General features: G+C 58.1%; 20 protein-coding genes. 13 read left to right on the top strand and 7 right to left on the bottom strand.

Going from position 1 to position 20887, the window contains the following annotated elements; translation table 11 throughout:
- Positions 1-96: 96 nt before the first annotated feature.
- Positions 97-1395 carry a TldD/PmbA family protein gene (locus ACWISF_RS04805; protein WP_448380458.1) on the top strand — a complete coding sequence of 433 codons (1299 nt, stop codon included), beginning with the start codon at positions 97-99 and terminating at the stop codon, positions 1393-1395.
- Here the strand turns inward: ACWISF_RS04805 and ACWISF_RS04800 are convergent.
- From ACWISF_RS04800 to ACWISF_RS04790, 3 genes are all read right to left on the bottom strand, one after another.
- Positions 1346-2968: a dipeptide ABC transporter ATP-binding protein gene (locus ACWISF_RS04800; RefSeq protein ID WP_448380457.1), complete on the bottom strand. Its 1623-nt coding sequence runs from the start codon at positions 2966-2968 to the stop codon at positions 1346-1348. The two genes, ACWISF_RS04805 and ACWISF_RS04800, sit on opposite strands and share 50 nt — an antisense overlap.
- 143 nt (positions 2969-3111) lie before the next feature.
- Positions 3112-4500 carry a BCD family MFS transporter gene (locus ACWISF_RS04795; protein WP_448380456.1) on the bottom strand — a complete coding sequence of 463 codons (1389 nt, stop codon included), beginning with the start codon at positions 4498-4500 and terminating at the stop codon, positions 3112-3114.
- A 259-nt stretch (positions 4501-4759) separates the two neighbouring features.
- On the bottom strand, positions 4760-5899 hold the full coding sequence (locus tag ACWISF_RS04790) for an adenylate/guanylate cyclase domain-containing protein (protein ID WP_448380455.1): 1140 nt from the start codon (positions 5897-5899) through the stop codon (positions 4760-4762).
- A gap of 162 nt (positions 5900-6061) precedes the next feature.
- Between ACWISF_RS04790 and ACWISF_RS04785 the strand changes: the two genes are divergently transcribed.
- From ACWISF_RS04785 to ACWISF_RS04760, 6 genes are all read left to right on the top strand, one after another.
- The gene (locus ACWISF_RS04785) at positions 6062-6514 is read left to right on the top strand and encodes a T3SS (YopN, CesT) and YbjN peptide-binding chaperone 1 (protein ID WP_448380454.1); all 453 of its coding nucleotides are present in this window, start codon (positions 6062-6064) and stop codon (positions 6512-6514) included.
- A gap of 494 nt (positions 6515-7008) precedes the next feature.
- A complete protein-coding gene (locus tag ACWISF_RS04780) occupies positions 7009-7398 on the top strand; it encodes a VOC family protein (RefSeq protein WP_448380453.1) in 390 nt (129 codons plus the stop codon).
- A 96-nt stretch (positions 7399-7494) separates the two neighbouring features.
- Positions 7495-8730, top strand: a complete 1236-nt coding sequence (ispG, locus tag ACWISF_RS04775) for a (E)-4-hydroxy-3-methylbut-2-enyl-diphosphate synthase (RefSeq protein WP_448380452.1) — start codon at positions 7495-7497, stop codon at positions 8728-8730.
- Positions 8727-10025, top strand: coding sequence for a carboxyl-terminal processing protease CtpC (ctpC, locus tag ACWISF_RS04770; protein ID WP_448380451.1), 1299 nt, complete (start codon positions 8727-8729; stop codon positions 10023-10025). Before ispG ends, ctpC begins: the two co-directional genes overlap by 4 nt.
- 9 nt (positions 10026-10034) lie before the next feature.
- Positions 10035-10727 (top strand): NnrU family protein, encoded by a 693-nt coding sequence (locus tag ACWISF_RS04765; RefSeq protein ID WP_448380450.1) that lies wholly within the window; start codon positions 10035-10037, stop codon positions 10725-10727.
- Between the two features lie 257 nt (positions 10728-10984).
- On the top strand, positions 10985-12469 hold the full coding sequence (locus tag ACWISF_RS04760; protein WP_448380449.1) for a UDP-N-acetylmuramoyl-L-alanyl-D-glutamate--2,6-diaminopimelate ligase: 1485 nt from the start codon (positions 10985-10987) through the stop codon (positions 12467-12469).
- Here the strand turns inward: ACWISF_RS04760 and ACWISF_RS04755 are convergent.
- Positions 12454-13218, bottom strand: a complete 765-nt coding sequence (locus ACWISF_RS04755; RefSeq protein WP_448380448.1) for a fumarylacetoacetate hydrolase family protein — start codon at positions 13216-13218, stop codon at positions 12454-12456. The two genes, ACWISF_RS04760 and ACWISF_RS04755, sit on opposite strands and share 16 nt — an antisense overlap.
- A gap of 59 nt (positions 13219-13277) precedes the next feature.
- Between ACWISF_RS04755 and rpsF the strand changes: the two genes are divergently transcribed.
- The 6 genes from rpsF to ACWISF_RS04725 all read left to right on the top strand — a co-directional run bounded on the left by rpsF (position 13278) and on the right by ACWISF_RS04725 (position 18354).
- A complete protein-coding gene (gene rpsF / locus ACWISF_RS04750; RefSeq protein WP_448380447.1) occupies positions 13278-13628 on the top strand; it encodes a 30S ribosomal protein S6 in 351 nt (116 codons plus the stop codon).
- A gap of 90 nt (positions 13629-13718) precedes the next feature.
- Positions 13719-14357, top strand: coding sequence for a hypothetical protein (locus tag ACWISF_RS04745; protein WP_448380446.1), 639 nt, complete (start codon positions 13719-13721; stop codon positions 14355-14357).
- Positions 14357-14596: a 2TM domain-containing protein gene (locus ACWISF_RS04740; RefSeq protein WP_448380445.1), complete on the top strand. Its 240-nt coding sequence runs from the start codon at positions 14357-14359 to the stop codon at positions 14594-14596. The genes ACWISF_RS04745 and ACWISF_RS04740 overlap by 1 nt, the downstream gene beginning before the upstream one ends.
- A gap of 529 nt (positions 14597-15125) precedes the next feature.
- Positions 15126-15845 carry a ComF family protein gene (locus ACWISF_RS04735; RefSeq protein ID WP_448380444.1) on the top strand — a complete coding sequence of 240 codons (720 nt, stop codon included), beginning with the start codon at positions 15126-15128 and terminating at the stop codon, positions 15843-15845.
- 461 nt (positions 15846-16306) lie between these two features.
- Complete coding sequence (gene hemE, locus ACWISF_RS04730; protein WP_448380443.1) at positions 16307-17359, top strand: uroporphyrinogen decarboxylase; 1053 nt, start codon at positions 16307-16309, stop codon at positions 17357-17359.
- Complete coding sequence (locus tag ACWISF_RS04725) at positions 17338-18354, top strand: NAD-dependent epimerase/dehydratase family protein (protein WP_448380442.1); 1017 nt, start codon at positions 17338-17340, stop codon at positions 18352-18354. Before hemE ends, ACWISF_RS04725 begins: the two co-directional genes overlap by 22 nt.
- On the opposite strand, the gene gatC is transcribed toward ACWISF_RS04725, so the two are convergent.
- From gatC to ACWISF_RS04710, 3 genes are read right to left on the bottom strand one after another with little or no spacing between them, the layout of a single operon-like run.
- The gene (gene gatC / locus ACWISF_RS04720) at positions 18324-18614 is read right to left on the bottom strand and encodes an Asp-tRNA(Asn)/Glu-tRNA(Gln) amidotransferase subunit GatC (protein WP_448380441.1); all 291 of its coding nucleotides are present in this window, start codon (positions 18612-18614) and stop codon (positions 18324-18326) included. The two genes, ACWISF_RS04725 and gatC, sit on opposite strands and share 31 nt — an antisense overlap.
- A 15-nt stretch (positions 18615-18629) precedes the next feature.
- A complete protein-coding gene (locus ACWISF_RS04715; RefSeq protein ID WP_448380440.1) occupies positions 18630-19151 on the bottom strand; it encodes a photosystem I assembly protein Ycf3 in 522 nt (173 codons plus the stop codon).
- Between the two features lie 2 nt (positions 19152-19153).
- A complete protein-coding gene (locus ACWISF_RS04710) occupies positions 19154-20485 on the bottom strand; it encodes a glycosyltransferase (protein WP_448380439.1) in 1332 nt (443 codons plus the stop codon).
- Positions 20486-20887 lie beyond the last annotated feature (402 nt).

The following is a 20887-nucleotide window of genomic DNA, read 5'->3' as shown; positions in this document are numbered from 1 at the left end:
GTTAGGGCGGTGGTTGCTACCTAGGTTCCCCTGGGGAGGAAGATGGCCGGGGTTTGCGCTAAGATAAGCAAGCACTTTGATTGGCAGGCAGTCCCGATGGTTCATGCCGTCCTGGAGCGGATCATGGATTTGGCACGCCCCCAGGCAGAGGGGGTGGAAATTTATTACCTGCGTACCTACAGTCAGCCGGTGCAGTTTGAAAATAATCGCCTCAAGTCCCTGACCAGTAAATCGGTCGAGGGGGTGGCCCTGCGGGTGATTCGGAACGGGCGGTTGGGGTTTGCTGCCAGTACGGATTTGACGCGTTTGGACGATTTGGTGGCGGCGGCTCTGGAGACGGCGACCATCGGCGACCCGGCAGAGATTGAGTTTGCTCCGGCGCAACAGCTAGAAGACAGTCGCCCGCCGGTGGCTTTGCCCAGCACTGAGACGTTGGTGGCGATTGGTAAGGATTTGGTGGCGCGGGTGCATGACTACAACGCCGAGATTTTGGTGGATGTCAGTCTGAATCCGGCCTGTGGCGAGGTGTATATCCTTACCCATACCGGCGCTCAGGCCCATTATCGGCGGCAGTCGCTCAGCGCCAGCTTGGGGGGCAATTGGGTGCGGGGAGAGGATTTTTTGCAGATTTATAGCTATGACGTGACGGATGGTCACCCCCCGGATTACGACCGCCTGTTGCAGGAGCTGATTCAAAAATACACCTGGGCGGAAACCACGACGACCATTACCCCTGGGGCGCTGCCGGTGTTGTTTACCCCTAGGGCGGTCGCCAGTGTCTTGGCCGGGTTGTTTGAGTCCATGTTGTCGGGGCAGGCGGTGGTGCAACGGGCAACGCCGCTGGCGGATAAGGTGGGGCAGCGGGTGTTTGACCCCCACTGGACGGTGCGGGAGGAGCCGACGTTGGGGGTGAGTGCCCGCCGGTTTGACGATGAATGTACGCCGACGCAAGCCCAGACCTTGATTGACCAGGGGGTCGTGCAGGGCTTTTATTGGGATAAACTCTGGGCGCAGCGGGCGGGGTGTGTTTCTACCGGCAATGGCTATCGCAGCGGTCTATCGCGACCGGGGGCGGAGTTGGTGAATGTGTGCATCGAGGCGGGGGACACGCCCTACCAGGCATTGCTGGCCCAGATGACCGAGGGGGTGATCGTGGACCAGGTGTTGGGGGCAGGGCAGTCCAACCAGTTGGCGGGGGAATTTTCCGTGAATCTTGACCTGGGCTACCGGGTGGTGAATGGAGAGATTGTCGGGCGGGTGAAAAATACGATGGTGGCAGGCAGTGTGTTGGAAGCGCCCATCCAGGCCCTCAGCCAAGAACGGGAATGGGTCGGCAGTAGTGTGCTTACGCCTGCGATTTTGTTTGCCCGTCTGGGGGTGGCGACCCGGAATTAAGCCCACAGGCGGCCACCAAAGCCTGGGTATAGGGGTGCTGGGGCTGGTCAATTACCCTTTGGGCGCAGCCGTATTCCACAATCTGCCCCTGCCGCAACACGGCAACCCGATGGCAAAACTGCCGCGCCACCCGCAGATCGTGGGTAATCAAAAGCAGCGTCAACCCCCATTCCCGCCGCAGTCGGTCTAAAAGTTGCAAGATTTGTACCTGTACTTGGGCATCCAACATACTCACGGGTTCGTCGCAGACCAACACCTGGGGACGCACAACCAACGCCCGCGCAATCGCCACCCGCTGCTGTTGCCCGCCGGAGAGTTGGTGGGGATACCGAGGCAGGTATTGTTCCGATAGCCCTACCTGGGTCAAGGCATCCCGCACGATGGCCGCGGCCTTTGCCCCTTGGGCCAAGCGGTGAATGCGTAGCGGCTCCTGCAGAATTTGCGCGACGGTCAACAGGGGATTCAAGCAAGCGCGCGGGTCTTGGAAGATGATTTGCAAATGGCGGCGGTAGGGGCGAAATTGCCGCCAAGTAAGCGGGATAATATCCTGCCCTTGCCAGTACACATGGCCTTGGGTGGGCGGGATTAGTTTGAGAATAATTCGGGCGCAGGTGCTTTTCCCAGAACCGGATTCGCCCACCAGCCCCAGGGTTTCCCCCGGTTGCAGACTGAAATCTACCCCGTCTAAGACTGTTAACCGGGGCACAGGGCGCCAGCCCAGCAGGTGGAGGGGATGTCGTGCTGGGAGTGGGTAGGACTGTTTTACCCCTTGGACGACCAAACAGGGGGGCGCTTCCCGGAGTGGGGGAACCGTCAGCGTCAGGCGCGCCCCACACAGGGCTTGGGTGTAGGGGTGTTGCGGTTGCGTTAACACGTGGGCGGTCATGCCCTGCTCCACAATCTGTCCCTGGTGCATCACGGCCACCCGCTGGCAATAGCGACTCACCAGATGCAGGTCGTGGGAAATGAGGATTAACGTCGGTGCCAAACGGACGAGCAAGGCCAGAATTTCTGCCCCGACGGTGGCATCCAAACTGGTGGTGGGTTCATCGGCAATCACCAACGAAGGACGCAACAGCAAGGCCAGGGCAATCCCCACCCGCTGGCGCATCCCCCCGGAAAGTTGATGGGGATATTGCCCCCAACAGCGCTCCGGCAATTGCACCGCCTGCAACATGGCTAACCCCGTCGCTTTGGCCTGGGCTGGGGTCATCCGTCGGTGGGCGTTGAGGGTTTCTTGCAGGTGTTGTCCCACCGTCAGCAAAGGGTTCAAGCGGGTCATGGGGTCTTGGAACACCAGCCCCACCTGTTCTCCCCGCAGGTGACGCAGTTGGCGGGGGGACAAGGTCAAAACATTCACCCCGTCTAACACAATTTCCCCTTGCACCCGGCTCCCCTGGGGCAACAGCCGCACCAACGCCCGGCCCAACGTGGATTTGCCGGAACCGGATTCCCCCACCAACCCCAAGCGTTCCCCCGGCGCCAAAGTCAGGCACACATCCTGCAAGGCCCAGGGGGAATCGGGATAGGCGACCCACAGATGCCGTACCGCGAGCAAAGGCTGTTGATTCATGCCATCCCAGGGGATAGGGGTCGTTCTCCAGTATGGCGCGGGTGGGCTTCCCGAAGGATGCTGAGATTGGCTCAAGCCATCTTAAAAGTCAACCCGACGGTTGGCAATCAATCCGCCCTGCCAATCTCGCATCACCCCTGTACCTACTCCAATTCCTCCGCCAAGAGTTCCCCCAAAGCCCGGCGGGTACGCTCGGTAAACACCTTCACATCCACCGTGCGGAGTAACGCAGCCGCCGTCAAGAGTAATACCATTTGCGTCGCAAATACCGGCACATAGGCCCAAAAACTCTCCGCCCCAAACCAGCGGTTCCCCAATTCCAGCAATCCGCCACCGCACAAGGTCGCCAACGCCCGCGCCAACGCCTGCGCCAGGCCCCACGCCCCGATAAAGGTCCCGGCGGTTTCTGCCAGGGTTAAATCCAGCATCAGGGTCAAAGCCCCCGTGGTCGTCACCCCTGAGGCCACCCCAAAGGCAAACACCATCAGGGTAAACAGCCACACCTGCCCCACCCAACCTGCCAACATCATTCCCAAAAATCCCAAAGCCGCCAAACCACAGCCCAAGACCGTCGTCGGACGTTTGCCCAAGCGCGGCACCACCCAAAACCCCGTCACCCCCAAGCCCAACAGGGTCCCCATGCCCCAATAGGCATTCAACCGGGTCGTGGCGGCAATGGGCATGGCAAACACCGTCCCCCCGTAGGGTTCCAGCACCGGTTCTTGCATGAATAGGCCCAACGTCATGCACAGCAAAAAGCTAAAAAATAAACCGGTTTGTGGACTGGCCGTCAACACCCGCAAGGCCCGCCCCAGGGTAATTTGGTCCTCCCGTTCCACCACCTGGGAGCGCAACCGATAGCGCGAAAAGCGCCGCTCTATCCCGGCGGTGGCCAACACCGCCAACCCCACCACCGCCAACGGCACCAGGGTAAACAGCCAGTTCACACTCGCCTGTACCACCGCCGCCGCCGCATCCAATTCCACCTGTTTGAGCAAGCTACCCCCGACAACCGCACCCGCAATAATGCCCACCATCAACAGGGACCAGACCACCCCCACCAACTGGGAGCGGTTATCTTCGTCGGAAATATCCACCAACAGCGCCGCAAACGGGGTAGAACTGGCGCTTACTGCCAAGCCATACAGGGCAAACCCCAGCCCCAACAGCGCCACCCATGCCCAGGTGACCCAGGTCCAGCCCAGGGCTATCTGCGCCGCCACCTGCCAGGTGATTTGCACCACCCCCCAGGCCAACAGAGCAAACGCCCCGGCCCCCAGCCACACATAGCCCGTGCGGTGCATCCCCCCCACCGGATAGGCGTCCGAAAGTTGTCCAAACCACACCCGCGCCGGCGCCACCAACTGGTGCATGGCGATCACCCCTGCCGCCACCAACGGGGGAATCCCCAACTCAGCAATCATGACCCGGTTAAGAATTCCCAACATCAGCACCGACATCATCCCCAACCCCGCCTGGAATAACCCCAGGCGCACCATCGTCAGCAACCCAATGCGGGGATACTCACCCATACCCCTACCCCAGTTCCCAGCGTTTCTCCATAGCCTAATTCATTATGAACGATGCCATCCCCACCTGTGGGACATCCGCCAACCAAGCCTGCCAAACCCGCTTCCCCAAACCGCATCCCCCTTCCAACCCTCGGAGAACTGAATTTTTGCGGTCGTTGAGGACATTCCCGTACTTAGCTGGAAAAGATAATGAGCGCTGATCCCCCTGAACAAATTCAGCAAATTGATAAAAAAATTTCTGTGCCAAGCACCCTAACCATCACTTTTTCCCCAGCAAATAATACACCCGCATCTCGCCTTTTCCCTTCACCGGAATTAGCCCCCGTTCCTCCAGGACAAACGCATCTTTGAGGTGCTGGTAGGTCGCTTCCGACACCTGAATCGTGTTGGGATTGCCCACCATTTGCATCCGGCTGGCCGTATTGACCGTGTCGCCCCACAGGTCATAGATGAACTTTTTCGTGCCGATGACCCCTGCCACCACCGGCCCTGTGTGAATGCCAATTCGCACCCGCAACAGGTGTTTGGTGTGTTCATCGCCCTGGAGGACCTGCAAAATGTCTAGGGCAAAAGCGGCCACCGCCTGGGCGTGTCCCGGAAAAGGGGTAGGCAAACCACCGACGGCCATGTAGGCATCCCCGATGGTTTTGATCTTTTCTAGCCCGTGCCGTTCCGCCAGCCAGTCAAACCGGGAAAACACCGCATTGAGCAAAGCGACCACATCCTGGGCAGGCATCCGCGCCGCCAAAGAAGTGAAATCCACAATATCGGCAAACACCACCGTAACCGAGGGAAAATCATCGGCAATCACCTGTTGTCCCTGCTTGAGGCGTTCGGCTACCGGTTTGGGCAGGATATTCAGGAGCAAACGCTCGGATTTTTCCTGCTCCAACTGCAACAGCCGGTGCTGTTCATCGAGGGATTTCAGGGCCTGCGCCAGGTCAACCGTCAACTGCCGTAATTCCGCCTCCTTGGCCTTGCGCTGGTCCATTTCGTACTTGAGCCGCAAACTTGCCCGCACCCGCGCCAACAACTCGATTTGATGGGGGGGTTTGACAATGTAATCGGTTGCTCCGGCTTCAAAGGCCGATTCCAGGTCAGCCACCTCCACACTGGCAGTCACCATAATAATCGGAATATCGTGCAAAGCAGGCTGGCTTTTGATGTGGCGACAGGCTTCGATGCCGTTAAGCAGAGGCATACTCACATCCATCAAAATCAAATCCACCGGTTGCTGCTGGAGCAATTCAAAAGCCGCCAAGGCATGGTCACAGGTGTAAATTCTTTGAAACCCCGCAGCGGTCAAAATTGCCACCAGCGACAGCCGTTGGGACGGGGAATCATCCACAATCAAAATTCCCATCGTCTGCAAACGGCTGTTTGAGATGGCAGACTCCATAACCCCCCAAGCGAGCAGTTAGCCTCTGCTACGTCCAGGGTATCCCAAGCCCCCGAACCCCAGCCGTTCCCTTCAGATTTTTTCCGGTTCATTACCGGAATTTAACCTTGGGGGGCGGGGCTTGCCGGTACACTAAAAAGCAGTGAGCCAAGAGGAATGCCCATGCTCTTTGAGAGTGCCCCGCAACAAGCCTGCTACGAAAAAATCCGTCCCTGGATGCAGGAATTATTCGGCGACAAGGTACAAATCCGGGAAGACCTGCCCATTTTCATCATTCCCCGCGGTTCGGCCTACGCGGCGGTGGAAGTATTACCTTGGACCGAAGACGATGCCATTGTGTGTACGTGGTCCTATGTGGTCAAAGGCGCCGAACTCAAACCGGAACTGTTGCAGTACCTTTTGCGCAAAAATACGGAAATTCCCTTTGGCGCCTTTGGCATTGACGAGGATGGGGATATTCTCCTCGAACACGCGATTGTGGGTTCCACCTGCGACCGCAAGGAACTGGAGACTTCGGCGAAATCCATTATGGAAATGGCCGACCGCTACGACGATGAAATTTCGGCCCTCGCCGGGGGACAACGCGCCGCCGACCGTTTGGGAGTACAAGCCTAAACCATTGCCGGTTCAGGCAGTGGCAGCGGGGGTCACACCCTAGCGGCAATTGCTGCCCAGGTGCAGGTTGGGCAAGGGATGCCAGGGCAAAACCTTTGACACTCCCACGGCCTAAAGACGGGGGATGCTGACGCAGTCCCCGAACGGACGCGCAAAGGCGCCGTCAAAACACCCCTACAGAGTTCCTTAAGATTCTGCTCACTTTACTGTTCGCGTCAGCGGGGACGCACCGGTCGGGTTTGTCACCGTCGTAGGTGCAAGGCCGACGGCCCGCTCAAGCGACTCCCTGGGAACGCTACGCCTCATTGATACTTAATAACATCGGTAAAAAACTAAAGTTGCTTAAAGGCTTTTCCACCCCGTAGTACGGAGCTACCAAGTAATCCTGCGGTGTGATGGAATAAATTTTTGACAATAAATAGCATATTTGCCTACGGGGTAGAATTGCTTTATCGTGGTCAACAGTTTGATGGTTTTGGCGTTGGCTTGGCGGCATGAAATTGGTGCGTTACCTGCATACGGCACTTACGGTCAATGACCTGGAACGCTCCCGGCATTTTTACGGCGAGCTTTTGGGTCTGACCCCAGTGCCACGGGATATGTCCTTTCCTGGGTGTTGGTATGAACTGCACGGCGTGCAAATTCATTTGATCCACCAACCCCACCCACCCCTGCCTTTGGCCGACCCTGACCGCTGGGGACGCAATCCCCACTTGGCTTTGGCCGTAACCGATCTAACTCAGGCGGCCCAGGAATTACTGTCTGCCGGGTATCCGGTGCAACCGAGCAGTTCTGGGCGGGCGGCCATCTTTACCCAGGACCCGGATGGTCATGTCATCGAACTTAACCAGTGGGAACCCGAACCCCGTCCTGACCGTCCGTAGGTTTCACACATGGCAACATGCTCCCTCAACCCCTGAGCTACAGTACAATATGATTGGCTATAGTTGTTTTACGGCAACGGTTTTTGGTCGTACCCTATGCTGACCCTTGATGCACCGGCGGGCGGCTTTTACCAGGATATGCCGCTTACCTTTCCCCGGCGGCGCACCCGTCCGGTTCAAGTCGGCGATGTGACCATTGGCGGGGATCATCCGGTGGTGGTGCAGTCGATGATCAACGAGGACACGCTGGATGTGGAAGGGTCGGTACGGGCAATACGACGGCTGCATGAGATGGGCTGTGAAATTGTGCGGGTGACGGTACCCAGTTTGGCCCATGCCCACGCGGTCGCAGAGATTCGCAAACAATTACAAAAGCAGTATAAGGATGTGCCCTTGGTGGCGGATGTGCATCACAACGGCATGAAAATTGCCTTGGAGGTGGCCAAGCACGTCCACAAGGTGCGGATCAATCCGGGGTTGTATGTGTTTGAGAAGCCCAAGCCCAACCGCACGGAATATACCCAAGCGGAGTTTGATGAAATTGCGGAGAAGATTCGGGAGACGTTGGCGCCGTTGGTGATTTCCTTGCGGGAGCAGGGGAAAGCCATGCGCATTGGGGTGAATCATGGCTCTCTGTCGGAGCGGATGTTATTTACCTATGGGGATACGCCGGAGGGCATGGTGGAGTCGGCGCTGGAATTTATTCGCATTTGTGAGTCGTTGGATTTTCGCAATTTGGTGATTTCCCTGAAGGCGTCGCGGGTGCCGGTGATGTTGGCGGCCAACCGGTTGATGGTCAAACGCATGGAGGAGTTGGGGATGGATTATCCCTTGCATTTGGGGGTGACGGAAGCGGGTGATGGGGAGTACGGGCGGATCAAGTCCACGGCGGGGATTGCGACGTTGTTGGCAGAAGGGATTGGGGATACGATTCGGGTGTCGTTGACGGAGGCGCCGGAGAAGGAGATTCCCGTGTGCTATGGCATTTTGCAGGCGTTGGGGTTGCGCCGGACGATGGTGGAGTATGTGGCTTGTCCTTCCTGTGGCCGGACGTTGTTTAACCTGGAGGAGGTGCTGCACAAGGTGCGGGAGGCGACGAAGCATTTGACGGGGTTAAACATTGCGGTCATGGGGTGTATTGTCAACGGGCCGGGGGAAATGGCGGATGCGGACTACGGTTATGTGGGGAAAACGCCGGGGGTGATTGCGCTGTATCGGGGGCGGGAGGAGATTAAAAGGGTGCCGGAGGAGGAGGGGGTCACGGAGTTGATCAATTTAATCAAGGCGGATGGACGTTGGGTAGAACCACATACACAAGGGGATGGCGCATGAGGCAGGGCAAATGGCCGCCGGAGGTGGCGCGGGGTGTAGCGATTGGGGCGACGGTCACGGCAGCAGCGGGGTTGCTGGCGGCGGGGGCAGGTAACCAGAGTTGGGCGGGCCTCAAAGAGAGTCCCAAGCAGTTGGTGGATGAGGTCTGGCACATCATCTACCGGGACTACGTGGATGGTTCGTTCAACAAGACGGATTGGAAGCAGGTGCGGCAGCAGTACCTTAGCCGGGAGTACAGCAGCAAGGAGGAGGCTTACAAGGCCATCCGGGAGATGCTGGAGAAGTTGGGCGACCCCTACACCCGGTTTATGGACCCGCGGCAGTTTGCCAATTTGCGGGTGGATACGTCCGGGGAGTTGACGGGGGTGGGGATTCAACTGGCCCAAGAGGAGAAGACGGACCGTTTGGTGGTGATTGCCCCGATTGAGAATACGCCGGCGTCGCGGGCGGGGATTTTGCCGCGGGATTACATTGTTTCGATTGACGGGCGCAGTACCCAGGGGATGGACATCAACGAGGCGGTGTCGCTGATCCGGGGGCGGCCAGGGACGACGGTGCAGTTGGTGATTGAGCGGGATAAAAAGTTGCTTACGTTTACCTTGAAGCGGGAGCGGATTGAGATTCATGCGGTGCGCCATGAGGTGAAAGAGACGCCAGCGGGGAAGGTGGGGTATATCCGCATGACCCAGTTTAACGGGAATGCTGCGCAGGATATGCGGGAGGCGATTCGCAAGTTGGAAAGCCAGGGGGTGATGGGGTATATTCTCGATTTGCGCGCCAATCCGGGGGGGTTGTTGCAGGCCAGCATTGAGATTGCCCGGATGTGGATGGATAAAGGGACGATTGTGTCTACGGTGACGCGGGTAGGGGAAGCGGAGCGGTATGAAGCTTCGCGGCGGCCGTTGACGGACCGTCCGTTGGTCATTTTGGTGGATGGGGGTTCGGCCAGCGCCAGTGAAATTTTGGCCGGGGCGTTGCAGGACAATCGGCGGGCGACGTTGGTGGGGGCAAAAACCTTTGGCAAGGGGTTGGTGCAATCGGTGCGGGAGTTGCAGGATGGTTCGGGGGTGGCGGTGACGGTGGCCAAGTATTTTACGCCGAGCGGCAAGGACATCAACAAAGAGGGCATTATTCCCGATGTGAAAGTGGAACTGACGGAGGAGCAGCGGGAGAAGATCATGCGCGACCAGGCGATGGGGACGCCGATGGACCCGCAGTATGTCCGGGCGGTGGAGGTGCTGACGGAGTTGGTGCGGCGCAATAGCCATACGCTGCAGCGCGGTGCGGCCAGGTAGTCGCTGGGTATGTCGCACGTCATTATTTTGGCCTGGCTGCTGGGGTTTGCCCTGGTGCATAGTGGGCTGGCGGCATTGCGGCCCCAGGGGGAAAAGCGTTTGGGCGCGCGGGGGTACCGGCTGTTGTTTGCCACAGCCAGTTTGGTGGTGGTGGTGCCGCTGCTGGGTTATTTTTTGAAACACCGCTACGATGGGGTGCAGTTGTGGCAGCTACAGGAGGTGCCGGGGGTGCGGGCGTTGGTGTGGGTATTAACGGCGTTTTCTTTTTTATTTTTGTTTCCGGCGACATTTAATTTGGGGGAAATTGCGGCGATTCAAAAACCCCAAATTCATCTGTATTCCCAGGGGATTATTCGGGTCTGTCGGCACCCGCAGATGGTGGGGCAAACCCTGTGGTGTATTGCCCATACGTTGTGGGTTGGCAGTTCGTTTATGGTGGTGACGTCGCTGGGGTTGATTGCCTACCACCTGTTTGGGGTGTGGCATGGGGATCGGCGTTGGGCGGCGCGTTATCCCGAAGCGTTTTCTGAACTCAAGGCCAATACTTCGATTATTCCCTTCCGGGCCATTCTCCAGGGCAAACAAAAGTTGGTACTGCGGGAATTTCTCCGTCCGGCCTATGCGGGGGTGGCAGTGTTTGTGGTCGCAGTTTATTGGTTGCATCCGCAGATGCTGCGCTGGGCCCAGGGGTTTCCTTTTTAGTTTTGGGGGCGGAGAAAATTAAGTGGCCAGTGTAAAATTGGCCAACACCTTTGCAATACTTGCCTGATGGAACCTGTGGGTTTATCAAGGAACAATTCTCCTGGGTAAAGGGGAATGGGTTTGCGTTTTTGATTCGGACGATTGGGCTAACCATTCATGCCAAAACCCCTAACCATTGCCAAACGCACGAACATTCCCTGGGCTAAAAAGGTTCTCCCTGGTTTATCCTAGGGGCAATGGTATGCCTGGGTTGACCGATGAAGTTGGGGGATTTACTTGCTGCCATTGCTCCCTATCTGCCGCCTCTGGATGCGCCGCACCCCCACTGGCAGGCACCGGTGACGGGGATTACCTGCGATTCCCGCCAATGCCAACCGGGGATGGTGTTTGTGGGTTTGCCGGGTACACGGGTGGATGGGGGGGACTTTTGGCCGCAAGCCCTGGCCAAGGGTGCGATTGCGGCCCTGGTGACGCCGCGCCCCAATTTGCCGCCCCAGGTGCTGCCGGTGGTGGAGATTGCCCAGGTCTGTGGGGAGTTGGCAGCGGCGTTTTACGGCTACCCCCGTCGTCGCCTGCACATGGTAGGGGTTACCGGCACCAACGGCAAAACCACCACCACCCACCTGCTGGAATTTCTCTGCCAAAAGACGCTGGGGCCGACGGCCTTGTTGGGAACGCTGTACAACCGCTGGCCGGGTTATACCCAAACGGCGAGTTACACGACTGCCTGGGCGGTGGATTTGCAGCGGGATTTGGCGCAGGCGCTGCAGGCGGGCTGTCGGGTGGCCGTGATGGAGGTGAGTTCCCATGCCCTGGCGCAGGGACGGGTGGCGGGTTGTGCCTACGATGTGGCGGTTTTTACCAACCTCACCCAGGACCATTTGGATTTTCACCTGACGATGGAAAACTATTTCCGGGCGAAGGCGCGGTTGTTTGAGCCACAACTGTTGCGGGGGCGGGCGATTGTCAACCGGGATGACCCCTACGGCAGGCGGTTGCTCCAGGGCTTGCAGCAGTTGGATGTGCCCCGGTGGAGTTACAGCGCGGCGGGACAACCGGCTGATATTACGGTGCAGCAGGTGGATTACACTCCGGCGGGTATTGAGGCTATGGTGATGACGCCGGCCGGGACTGGACGTTTGCAGATTCCCCTGATCGGCCAATTTAATTTGAGCAATACCTTGGCGGCGGTGGGGGCGGCCTTGCATCTGGGTGTACAGTTGGCGCAAATTCAGGAAATTCTTCCCCAATTTCCGGGGGTGCCGGGGCGCATGGAGCGGGTGCAGGTGTGCCTTGACCAGGAGATTACGGTGGTGGTGGACTATGCCCATACCCCGGACGGCTTGGCCAATGGGTTGCGGGCGTTGCGTCCTTTTGTGGCCGGGCGGTTGATCTGCGTGTTTGGCTGCGGCGGTGACCGGGACCGCACCAAGCGACCGCTGATGGGAAAAATCGCTGCCGAATTGAGCGATGTGGTGGTCGTCACGTCCGACAATCCCCGCACCGAAGACCCCCAGCAGATCATCCAGGACATTTTGCAAGGGATGCCGGGTACGCCGGTGGTGATCCCCGACCGGCAGGAGGCCATCCACCAAGCGATTCACATGGCCCAGCCTGGGGATGGGGTGATGATCGCGGGCAAAGGCCATGAGGATTACCAAATCTTGGGTACAACCAAAATCCCTTTTGACGACCGCAAGCAGGCAGCCATGGCGCTGAATCGCCGTTATAACCGGGGTTGAGCCACCACCCGATTGCAGAGCGTACCGATGCCCGTAATCCGCACCTGCACCTCATCCCCCGGTTGCAGCGGCCCCACCCCCGCAGGCGTCCCGGTGAGTACCACATCCCCCGGCAGCAGGGTCATCACCTGGCTGATAAAGCTCACCAGCACCGGCGGTGGGAACACCATCTCCTGCAATTTGGCCGCCTGTTTGCGCTCCCCGTTCACCCAGGTTTCCAGTTGGGCCTCCGGGGGCAATTCCCGCACCATCCCCGGCCCCAGGGGACAAAACGTGTCAAATCCCTTGCTGCGGGTCCATTGCCCATCCTGTTTTTGCAAATCCCGCGCCGTCACATCGTTGGCAATCGTATAGCCCCAAATGGCTGCCACTGCCTCTTGCGGGGTTAAATGGCGCCCCTTTTGCCCAATGACCACCGCCAATTCCCCCTCGTAGTCCACCCGCCGCGACTGGGCCGGATAAACGATGTCTCCCCCCGGTGGCAGCAGGGCCGTCGGCGGTTTGAGAAAAATCACCGGCTCCACCGGCACCGTCGCTTGCATTTCGGCGGCGTGGTCAACGTAATTGCGGCCAACGGCAACAATTTTACTGGGCAAGGTGGGTGGCAAAAGCTGGTAGGTTCCCGGCGCCCAGTATTCTTCCGTCTCTATACCCCCTAACCAAGGCGCATCCGTCCATACCCCAATGCCCCCGTCATCCCCCAACCGGCCATAGACCACCCGTGTCCCCGCCTGAACCCGTACCCACATCGCCACATCACACAACGATTTGCTATGATTGTAAAGGTTTTGTGTTGTCTAGGAGTGCTATGCCCGTTGCCCCCAAACCCTATTACGAAACCATGTACATTCTGCGCCCGGATTTGGGCGACGAATTGACCCAGCAAACGATTGAAAAATTCAAAAATATCTTGAGCGAAGTAGGGGGCGAGCAGATTCAGGTGCTCAACCGGGGAAGGCGGCGGCTGGCCTACCCGATCCGCAAATTTTCTGACGGGATTTATGTGCAGTTAAACTACTACGGCAATCGCCACACGGTGGCTGCGTTCGAGCGGGCCATGCGTTTGAGTGAAGAGGTGATTCGTTTTTTGACCATTGCCCAAACCCCACCCCCTGCGCCGGCAGGATCGGAGCCGGTGGCGGTTGCCGGCGCTGAGTAATGCGGGGCTGTTGCAAGGGCATGACAAACGCTGCCGGCCGGTGTTAAACTAAGGCCAGGTCGGTTGCCTTTTGGTGAGGAGTTGATCCCTGTGCCTGCCCATGGCCTAGAGGAGGATGTTGCCGCGCTACGGCGACAGCTTGACCAGCGAAACCGCCTCGTTCACCAACTTTCCCAGGAATTGTTGCAGCGGTTGGTGCCCCAGCGGGGACGGGAACAGATTTGGGAATACACTTTGGCAGCGCAGACGCAGGAACTCCGGCGGTTAAAGATGGAATTGCAGCAATATACCCAGTTAGTCCAGCAGTTGTCGGCGGAGTTATTTCAGCGGCTGCGCCAGGAACGGCAGGTAGATGGGGCAACCGTCATGGCGTTGCAAGGGCAGATACAGAAGCTCCAAGGCGAACTGCAGCAGGTACAACAGGAATTGCACCAGCGGGAACAGACATTGGTGGAGGTGCAGGGGATGTTGGCGGCGGCGCGGGAACGAAACCAGCATTTGGAAACGATTCTGCGGGATTTGCCGGAGGTCTATCGCCGTCGGTTCAACGCCCGGCTGGCCCCGGTGAAAGAGCAACTGGCGCAACTTCAGGAGGAAAATCGCCGTCTCCAGGCCGAACTCCAGCGCTATGGTGCCCTGACCCAGACGGTTTCCCGGCGGGAGTCGCCCCCCAGCATTGACCTGCCCCAATTCCCGCCCCTCCAGAGCATCTCGCGGGTAGTTTCCTGATGCCCCCCCGTTGGCCGCGGCGCCCCGACCCCAAGGACCCGGCCTACCGCCGCTTGGCTGACCGGATGAACCTGGCCGTTCACATTGCCCTGTTTGCCGCTGTCAATTCCGGGTTATGGTTTGTGCAGGAATTGAATGGCGCCTTTCCCCGCCTACCCTGGTTCACGGGCCTGTGGGGTTTGGGATTGTTGGTGCATGGGGTGTATGTCGTGGCCTGGGCGCGTTATGACGACAAATAACTTTTGCAGGGATTTTTGCCCCCACACTTGGCGGACTGGTTGACCAACAAGGCAACATGGTACATCGGTGGACCCTCCCTGATACCGCAGGCTGAGCCTATGGCTTGCGGCGTGCTCACTCTATCTATCAATTCATCCCATGAATATCCTAAATGGTTGCACAAAAGATATAGCTAAGCATACAAAGGTTGACATGATATGGGTCGCTGGGCGTAGCCCCACAATGGCGTCGCCATGAATCTTCAGGCGACAACCTTAGCCTACCTAGCTATACCAAAAGAAATCTGTTTCCAGTTCACTTCTTAGGGGACTACTGTTGCCATCTCCCATAGGACTCCTATCATCATTTCCAACTAGCCAACAAACCCTGTCCCAAAAGGGATAGAGCAATTACAAATTAAACTATATTAACAAATTAAACTATATTAATTAAAAATGATGCATTTTTGGGGGACAGCGGTAATTGTTATCATTAGGATAAAAATGTCCCCAAGAGAACCTTTCTCCCTAGGTGGTACTTCGCTCCCTAGTGGCAACCGTCTTTCGGCCTGCCTGTCCCTTGTGTGGCCGTCCGGCGCAGGGATATTTTTGCCGCGACTGTCAGCGTCAACTAGATGCAACCCGCTTAGCCCAACCCTGGCAATTTTGGCAAGGCGAACTCCCCCTGGCTGCCTGGGGACGCTATGGGGATGCCCTCAAGCGCGCCCTGGCGGCCCTCAAGTATCACCACCGCCCAGAACTGGCCCGTCCCTTGGGGCATTACCTAGGGGAACTCTGGCTCACACGCGGGCATGGTTTGCCCCAACCACCTGGGGTCGTCCCGATTCCCATTCACCCCGACAAACGCCAAATCCGGGGCTACAATCAGGCAGAGTTATTGGCGTTCTGGTTTTGTCAGTATGTTGGCCTTAATTTGTACAGTGATTTGTTGGTGCGGCAAACGAATACCAAAGCCCAGCACGGTCTGTCGGCTCAGGAACGGGAGGCAAATTTGGCGACCGCTTTTGCCGTTAACCCCCAATCGCCACGCCCTCGTGTTCCGGTGTTGATTGTGGATGACATTTACACGACGGGGGCAACTGCCCGCACTGCTCAGAGAGTGCTGCACATGGCAGGGGTACCTGTGGTGGGAATTTTGGTAGTAGCGACCGGGAAGGGAGATACGCCAGCGCGCCTACAACGGAACAAATCAGCAGGCAAAAGGCTTGACAGTTCCAGAACAATGGCTAGGTCAAGGGACACAAATTAATTAGCAGCAGGGCGATGGGAATGGTGGCGCCGAATTACTTTGAAACTTCCACCGCCTGAAGGCAAGGGATTCTTACGCCGTCCACAAACGGACTCGTAACGGCATTGTCAAGACGCCTCTACACACTTCCTTTGAGACCAACGCCCCAGGTTCTGCTTACTTTCTCTGAGATTACGCATCTCCCCGGCATTTATCACCGATCGGGTTTTTCACCGTAGTTGGCTACTTGCCTGGGAACTTATGCCTCACCAACGGTCATACCACAACTCAAGGGGTTTAAGGGCTTTTCCTCCCCGTACTGCGGGGCTACCAAGCGATCCCTCTCTGTGCGCAGGTGCAGCGGGATGTGGAACGGTTGCTCGCGCTGGCAAGCGGCCATGATTTGACGGAGGTGGGAACACCTGCGCCTCAGCTTTGCCCCAGAGTGGTATAGTCAAAAAAGCCGTTGGTTTGTGTCCCCGATGACCGCTGGTTCCCGCAGTACCTATCTGCTCAAAAGCATCCAAAAAGTGCCCTTGCCCCGACCGCCCGTGTGGATGATGCGGCAGGCGGGGCGCTATATGCGGGCGTACCGGGATTTGCGGGAGCGTTACCCCAGTTTTCGGGAACGGTCAGAAAACCCGGAGTTGGCGGTGGAAATTTCCCTGCAACCGTTTCGCGCCTTCGCGCCCGATGGGGTGATTTTGTTCTCGGACATTCTCACGCCCCTGCCGGGGTTGGGGATCAATTTTGACATTGTTGAGAGTCGGGGGCCGGTGATTGACCCGCCCATTCGTACTGCGGCGCAAATCGAGCAGTTGCATCCCCTCACCCCAGCCGAGTCGTTGCCGTTTATCGGCCAAATTCTGCGCACCCTGCGGGCGGAAATCGGTGACCGGGCGACCCTGTTGGGGTTTGTGGGGGCGCCTTGGACCCTGGCGGCCTACATGGTCGAAGGCAAAAGCTCCAAAGATTACACGGTGATTAAGTCCCTGGCCTACTGGGAACCCCAGGTGTTGCACCGGTTGCTGGGGTTTTTAGCCGAGCAAATTGCTACCTATGTCATCTATCAGATCGAGCAAGGGGCAGAGGTGGTGCAAATTTTTGATTCCTGGGCGGGGCAATTGTCGCCTGGGGATTATCGAACATTTGCCTTGCCCTATCAGCAGCAATTGGTGCAAAAGGTGAAGGCGGTACACCCGGAAACCCCTTTGATTTTATACATTTATGGGAGTGGCACGTTGTTGGAATCGATGGCGCAAAGTGGCGTGGACGTGGTGAGTGTGGACTGGACGGTGGAGATGGGGGTTGCCCGGCGTCGGTTGGGGGAAATGTGTGTCCAGGGCAATCTTGACCCTGGGGTGCTGTTTGGGCCACCTGCCCTGATCCGCCAACGGGTTGGCGAAATCATCCGCCAGGCCGGGCCGGTGGGACACATTATGAATTTGGGGCATGGGGTGTTGGCCGATACCCCGGAAGAGCATGTGCGGGTCTTTTTTGAAACTGTGCAGCAGTGGAACCACGCGCAGGGGTGATGGCAACGGGCCAACGGAAACGGATTTTTATCACCGGCGGCAGTGGCTGTGTGGGGCATTATCTGGCCGATGCCCTGATTCACCAGACGGAGCACGAGTTGTTTTTTTTGGTGCGGCACCCGGAAAAGGTGCGCTTCCCGGTGGCCAGCCGCCCTGGGGTGCATCTGCTCACGGGTGATGTGCGGGATGAAGCGGTCTATAGGGCGCTGTTGCCCAGCGTGCAGGTAGCCATCTTGTTGGCGACCCAGTGGGGAGGAGAAGGCACGTTTGCGGTGAATGTGGATGCCAATTTGCGCATCATGCAGCTTCTGAACCCCCAGGTGTGCGAACAGGTGATGTATTTTTCGACGGCGAGTATTTTGGATCGGCAGTTGCGGCTGTTGCCCCAGGCGAAAACCCTCGGCACGGAATACATTCGTTCTAAATGTGCCTGCTATGAGGCCCTGCCAACCCTGCCGATTTACCACCGGATCACGGTGTTTTTCCCCACTTTGATTTTTGGGGGGGACAAGGATAAACCTCTTAGCCATGTGGCTACGGGTTTGGCGGCCTTGCCCGGTTATTTGCGCTGGGTGCGGTGGCTACGGGCAGACGGCTGTTTCCACTTTATTCATGCCCAGGATATTGCCCAGGTGGTGCTGTATTACCTAGACCGGCCTGCCCAGGCATTTCGCCAATTCGTCCTGGGCAATGAGGTAGTGACCTTGAACGAGGCGGTGCGGGAATTGTGCGCTTATTGGGGGCTGCGCGTCCCCCCTTGGCAGTTAGATTTAACCCCCCGACGGGTGGCCTGGTTGATGCGGGTGGCGCGTTGGTTGGGGATGCCGTTGATTCCCTGGGATGACTTTTGCGCTGCCTATCGCTATTTCTGCTACGAACCGGTGGTGCATCCAGGGCGGTTGGGGCTGACCCCCCACTGCACCACCCTACCAGAAGTACTTGCCGCCTTGGGCATTCCGCCGGCCTACGTTTCCCGCAAAATTTGCGGTACTTGAAAGAAATGGTCTTCCGGGACGGGCGCCGCCTCTAAAAGCGCAGCCGCCAGGGTCGAGGGCACCGGTTGGTCGGGGCGCCACACATTGGCCGTGGCGACCGCATGGGCCGTCGGTGGGACATCCCGCACATCCAACTGCTGCAACTGCGCCATGTAGTCCAGAATTGCCCCCAGTTGGCCGCTGAGTTCTGTGATTTCTTCCGGCGTCAGTTCCAAACGGGCCAGGTGAGCCAGGTGGGCAGTTTCTTCCGGGGTGAGCATGGGGAACGGTTCTACCTAAATCAAGATGTCAATGGTGGCGCGCCCGGTGGTTTTCAGCCAGTTTTGGGCTTCGATGTAGTTGTTGGGCGCCAGCCGGATTGCCTGTTGCCAGTACTGGGCCGCTTGGTCAAAAAGTTGCTCGGCCCGTTCCAGGTCATTAGCTGCCTTGGCCTGTTCCCCCTGGTAATGGTAGATGACCGCCACATTGTTCAAGGCCTGGGGCATCCGGGGGTTCAATTCCAAGGCCTGGTGGTAGTACTCTAAAGCCTTTTCGTGGTCGCCATTGCTGGTGTGAATCAGGGCAATGTTGTACAAAATAAAGCTGCGGTCGTAGGGGTCTTCCTCCAGGGCAAGGGCTTCTTGGTAGTTTTGCAGCGCCTCGGCATATTCCCCTTCCGCCTGGGCATTCATGCCATCCCGATAATACGCAAACGCCGCTTTTTCCTTGGGACTGGCAGGCAAGACCTTGAGCAGCAAATCCGCCAGCACCGTGAAGGTTTTGTCAATGAAATTGTCGTTGCGTTGCGAGCGGGGCATGGCTATTCCCCCGAACTAACATGAACCGTCTTTACCCATTTTAACCGTTTGGGCCGCACGGCCAGACGCACCATCATCGCCGCAATCACCGGCAACCAGTGGGTCATATACACCATCGCCCGCAGGGACTCCCCCAAGCGGTGCCAGGGCGAACGGGCCTCCAACTGGGACAGCCCCCGCCAGGTGGAACCGCAAAACAGCAGCAACATCAGGCCCGTCAACGGCCACAGCAAGGGTGGGTGTTTGCCCCACAGCGCCAGCAAACCATCGGGGATACTGGCCGCCGGGAGCAGGTATTGGCTCACATAGGTCACCCCCGTATCAAAGCGTTTCCACCAGCCCCAGGGGGAAAACAGCCACAGCCGCCAGTAGTCCAAATAGCGCTGGTAGCCCCCTTCGGCCCACCGGTTGCGTTGGTGCCACAGGGCGCGGAAACTGGTGACCCCCTCTTCCAACACGCTGGGGGTAAACAAAAACTCAATATCCCAGGCGTCCAGATGCAAGCGAAACGTCAAATCCAGGTCATCGGTGAGCGTGGCCTCATTCCAGCCCCCCACCCGATACAGGGCCGTGCGCCGGACAAATTGCCCATTCCCCCGCAATTCGGCAATCCCCCCTCGCCGCCGGCGTTGTTGCTGCAAAAACGCATCCAAAATCATTTCCACCCGCTGTCCGGCCAACCACCAATTCCGCGGGCCAGGGGCAATCGCCTTGCGCACCTGCACCGCTCCCACCTGCGCCTGCGCAAACAACGGCACAATCCAGCGGAGCAAATCCGGAGACACCTGGGCATCCGCATCAAACACCCCGATAATTTCGCCCTGGCTCAGGCGCAACCCCTCGTTGAGCGCCCCGGATTTACCGCCCCCTGCCCCTGGGGGCCGATGCCACACCCGCAGTTGGGGATATTCCGCCGTGAGTTCGTCCAAAATCTGCCCCGTGGCGTCTGTACTGCCATCGTCAATCACCCACACCTCATAGCACGGGTAATCCAGTTGGCATAGCGAGCGCACCAAGCGCCGAATCACCGCTTCCTCATTTTTGGCGGCCACCAACAACGACACCAGGGGCAAAGGGCCGTCGGTCAAGGCAGGCGGCGGCGATTCGGGAATAGGTTTCCCCCACAGCAAACGCATCACCTGCCAACCAACCACCGTCGTCAACGCCCACACGACCCAGGTCCCCCAAGACAGCCAATGCAGCGCCACCGTCCCCCCCCACACCAGCGAGAGCATTACGGCGGCTTTCCGGCGACGCCCCTGCCCATAGGCATTAAAATTCCGGGGCGTTGGGTCGTAATACTCCGGTTCCTCCCAGACCTGCTCAACGGCCATAACAATTCCTGGACTGCTGCCCTCACTATACTACGTTATGGTAGGCCAGGGTTTGTCCACTCATTGCCCCTCTCCCCGCCGGAACAAGCAGGGGATACGCACAAAGTCATGCCTAATTGTAGGGGTGGCTCGCAGCAGGATTTCCTGGGCTTTTAGCCAAAGGAAAAGTTCTCCTGGTAGGGCCGATAATTCGTCACAAAATTAAAAACTAGCTTGGTGATGCCTAACTTTGAATGGCCTTTGCTGTGTTTTTTAGCCATTGTCATCCACTTATCCCCCACGCAGATATAGTCATTTCAAACAAGTTTGCGACATTCGCCTTTACCTGCAAACCCTGTCCTGGAAGGGGATACAGTGATGACCAGTGCCTCAAAGTGTTGCATTTTCCTGTGAAACGACTAT

It is taken from the genome of Gloeomargarita sp. (genome assembly GCF_053491055.1).
The sequence above is the reverse complement of the archived record's forward strand: the minus strand, read 5'-3'. Positions and strand labels throughout refer to the sequence as shown.

Excerpts from the sequence above, each read along its gene's own strand:
- ACWISF_RS04805 (WP_448380458.1), top strand. The coding sequence starts at position 97 with ATGGTTCATGCCGTCCTGGAGCGGATCATGGATTTGGCACGCCCCCAG.
- ACWISF_RS04800 (WP_448380457.1), bottom strand. The coding sequence starts at position 2,968 with ATGAATCAACAGCCTTTGCTCGCGGTACGGCATCTGTGGGTCGCCTAT.
- ACWISF_RS04795 (WP_448380456.1), bottom strand. The coding sequence starts at position 4,500 with ATGGGTGAGTATCCCCGCATTGGGTTGCTGACGATGGTGCGCCTGGGG.
- ACWISF_RS04790 (WP_448380455.1), bottom strand. The coding sequence starts at position 5,899 with ATGGAGTCTGCCATCTCAAACAGCCGTTTGCAGACGATGGGAATTTTG.
- ACWISF_RS04785 (WP_448380454.1), top strand. The coding sequence starts at position 6,062 with ATGCTCTTTGAGAGTGCCCCGCAACAAGCCTGCTACGAAAAAATCCGT.
- ACWISF_RS04780 (WP_448380453.1), top strand. The coding sequence starts at position 7,009 with ATGAAATTGGTGCGTTACCTGCATACGGCACTTACGGTCAATGACCTG.
- ispG (WP_448380452.1), top strand. The coding sequence starts at position 7,495 with ATGCTGACCCTTGATGCACCGGCGGGCGGCTTTTACCAGGATATGCCG.
- ctpC (WP_448380451.1), top strand. The coding sequence starts at position 8,727 with ATGAGGCAGGGCAAATGGCCGCCGGAGGTGGCGCGGGGTGTAGCGATT.
- ACWISF_RS04765 (WP_448380450.1), top strand. The coding sequence starts at position 10,035 with ATGTCGCACGTCATTATTTTGGCCTGGCTGCTGGGGTTTGCCCTGGTG.
- ACWISF_RS04760 (WP_448380449.1), top strand. The coding sequence starts at position 10,985 with ATGAAGTTGGGGGATTTACTTGCTGCCATTGCTCCCTATCTGCCGCCT.
- ACWISF_RS04755 (WP_448380448.1), bottom strand. The coding sequence starts at position 13,218 with ATGTGGGTACGGGTTCAGGCGGGGACACGGGTGGTCTATGGCCGGTTG.
- rpsF (WP_448380447.1), top strand. The coding sequence starts at position 13,278 with ATGCCCGTTGCCCCCAAACCCTATTACGAAACCATGTACATTCTGCGC.
- ACWISF_RS04740 (WP_448380445.1), top strand. The coding sequence starts at position 14,357 with ATGCCCCCCCGTTGGCCGCGGCGCCCCGACCCCAAGGACCCGGCCTAC.
- hemE (WP_448380443.1), top strand. The coding sequence starts at position 16,307 with ATGACCGCTGGTTCCCGCAGTACCTATCTGCTCAAAAGCATCCAAAAA.
- gatC (WP_448380441.1), bottom strand. The coding sequence starts at position 18,614 with ATGCTCACCCCGGAAGAAACTGCCCACCTGGCTCACCTGGCCCGTTTG.
- ACWISF_RS04715 (WP_448380440.1), bottom strand. The coding sequence starts at position 19,151 with ATGCCCCGCTCGCAACGCAACGACAATTTCATTGACAAAACCTTCACG.
- ACWISF_RS04710 (WP_448380439.1), bottom strand. The coding sequence starts at position 20,485 with ATGGCCGTTGAGCAGGTCTGGGAGGAACCGGAGTATTACGACCCAACG.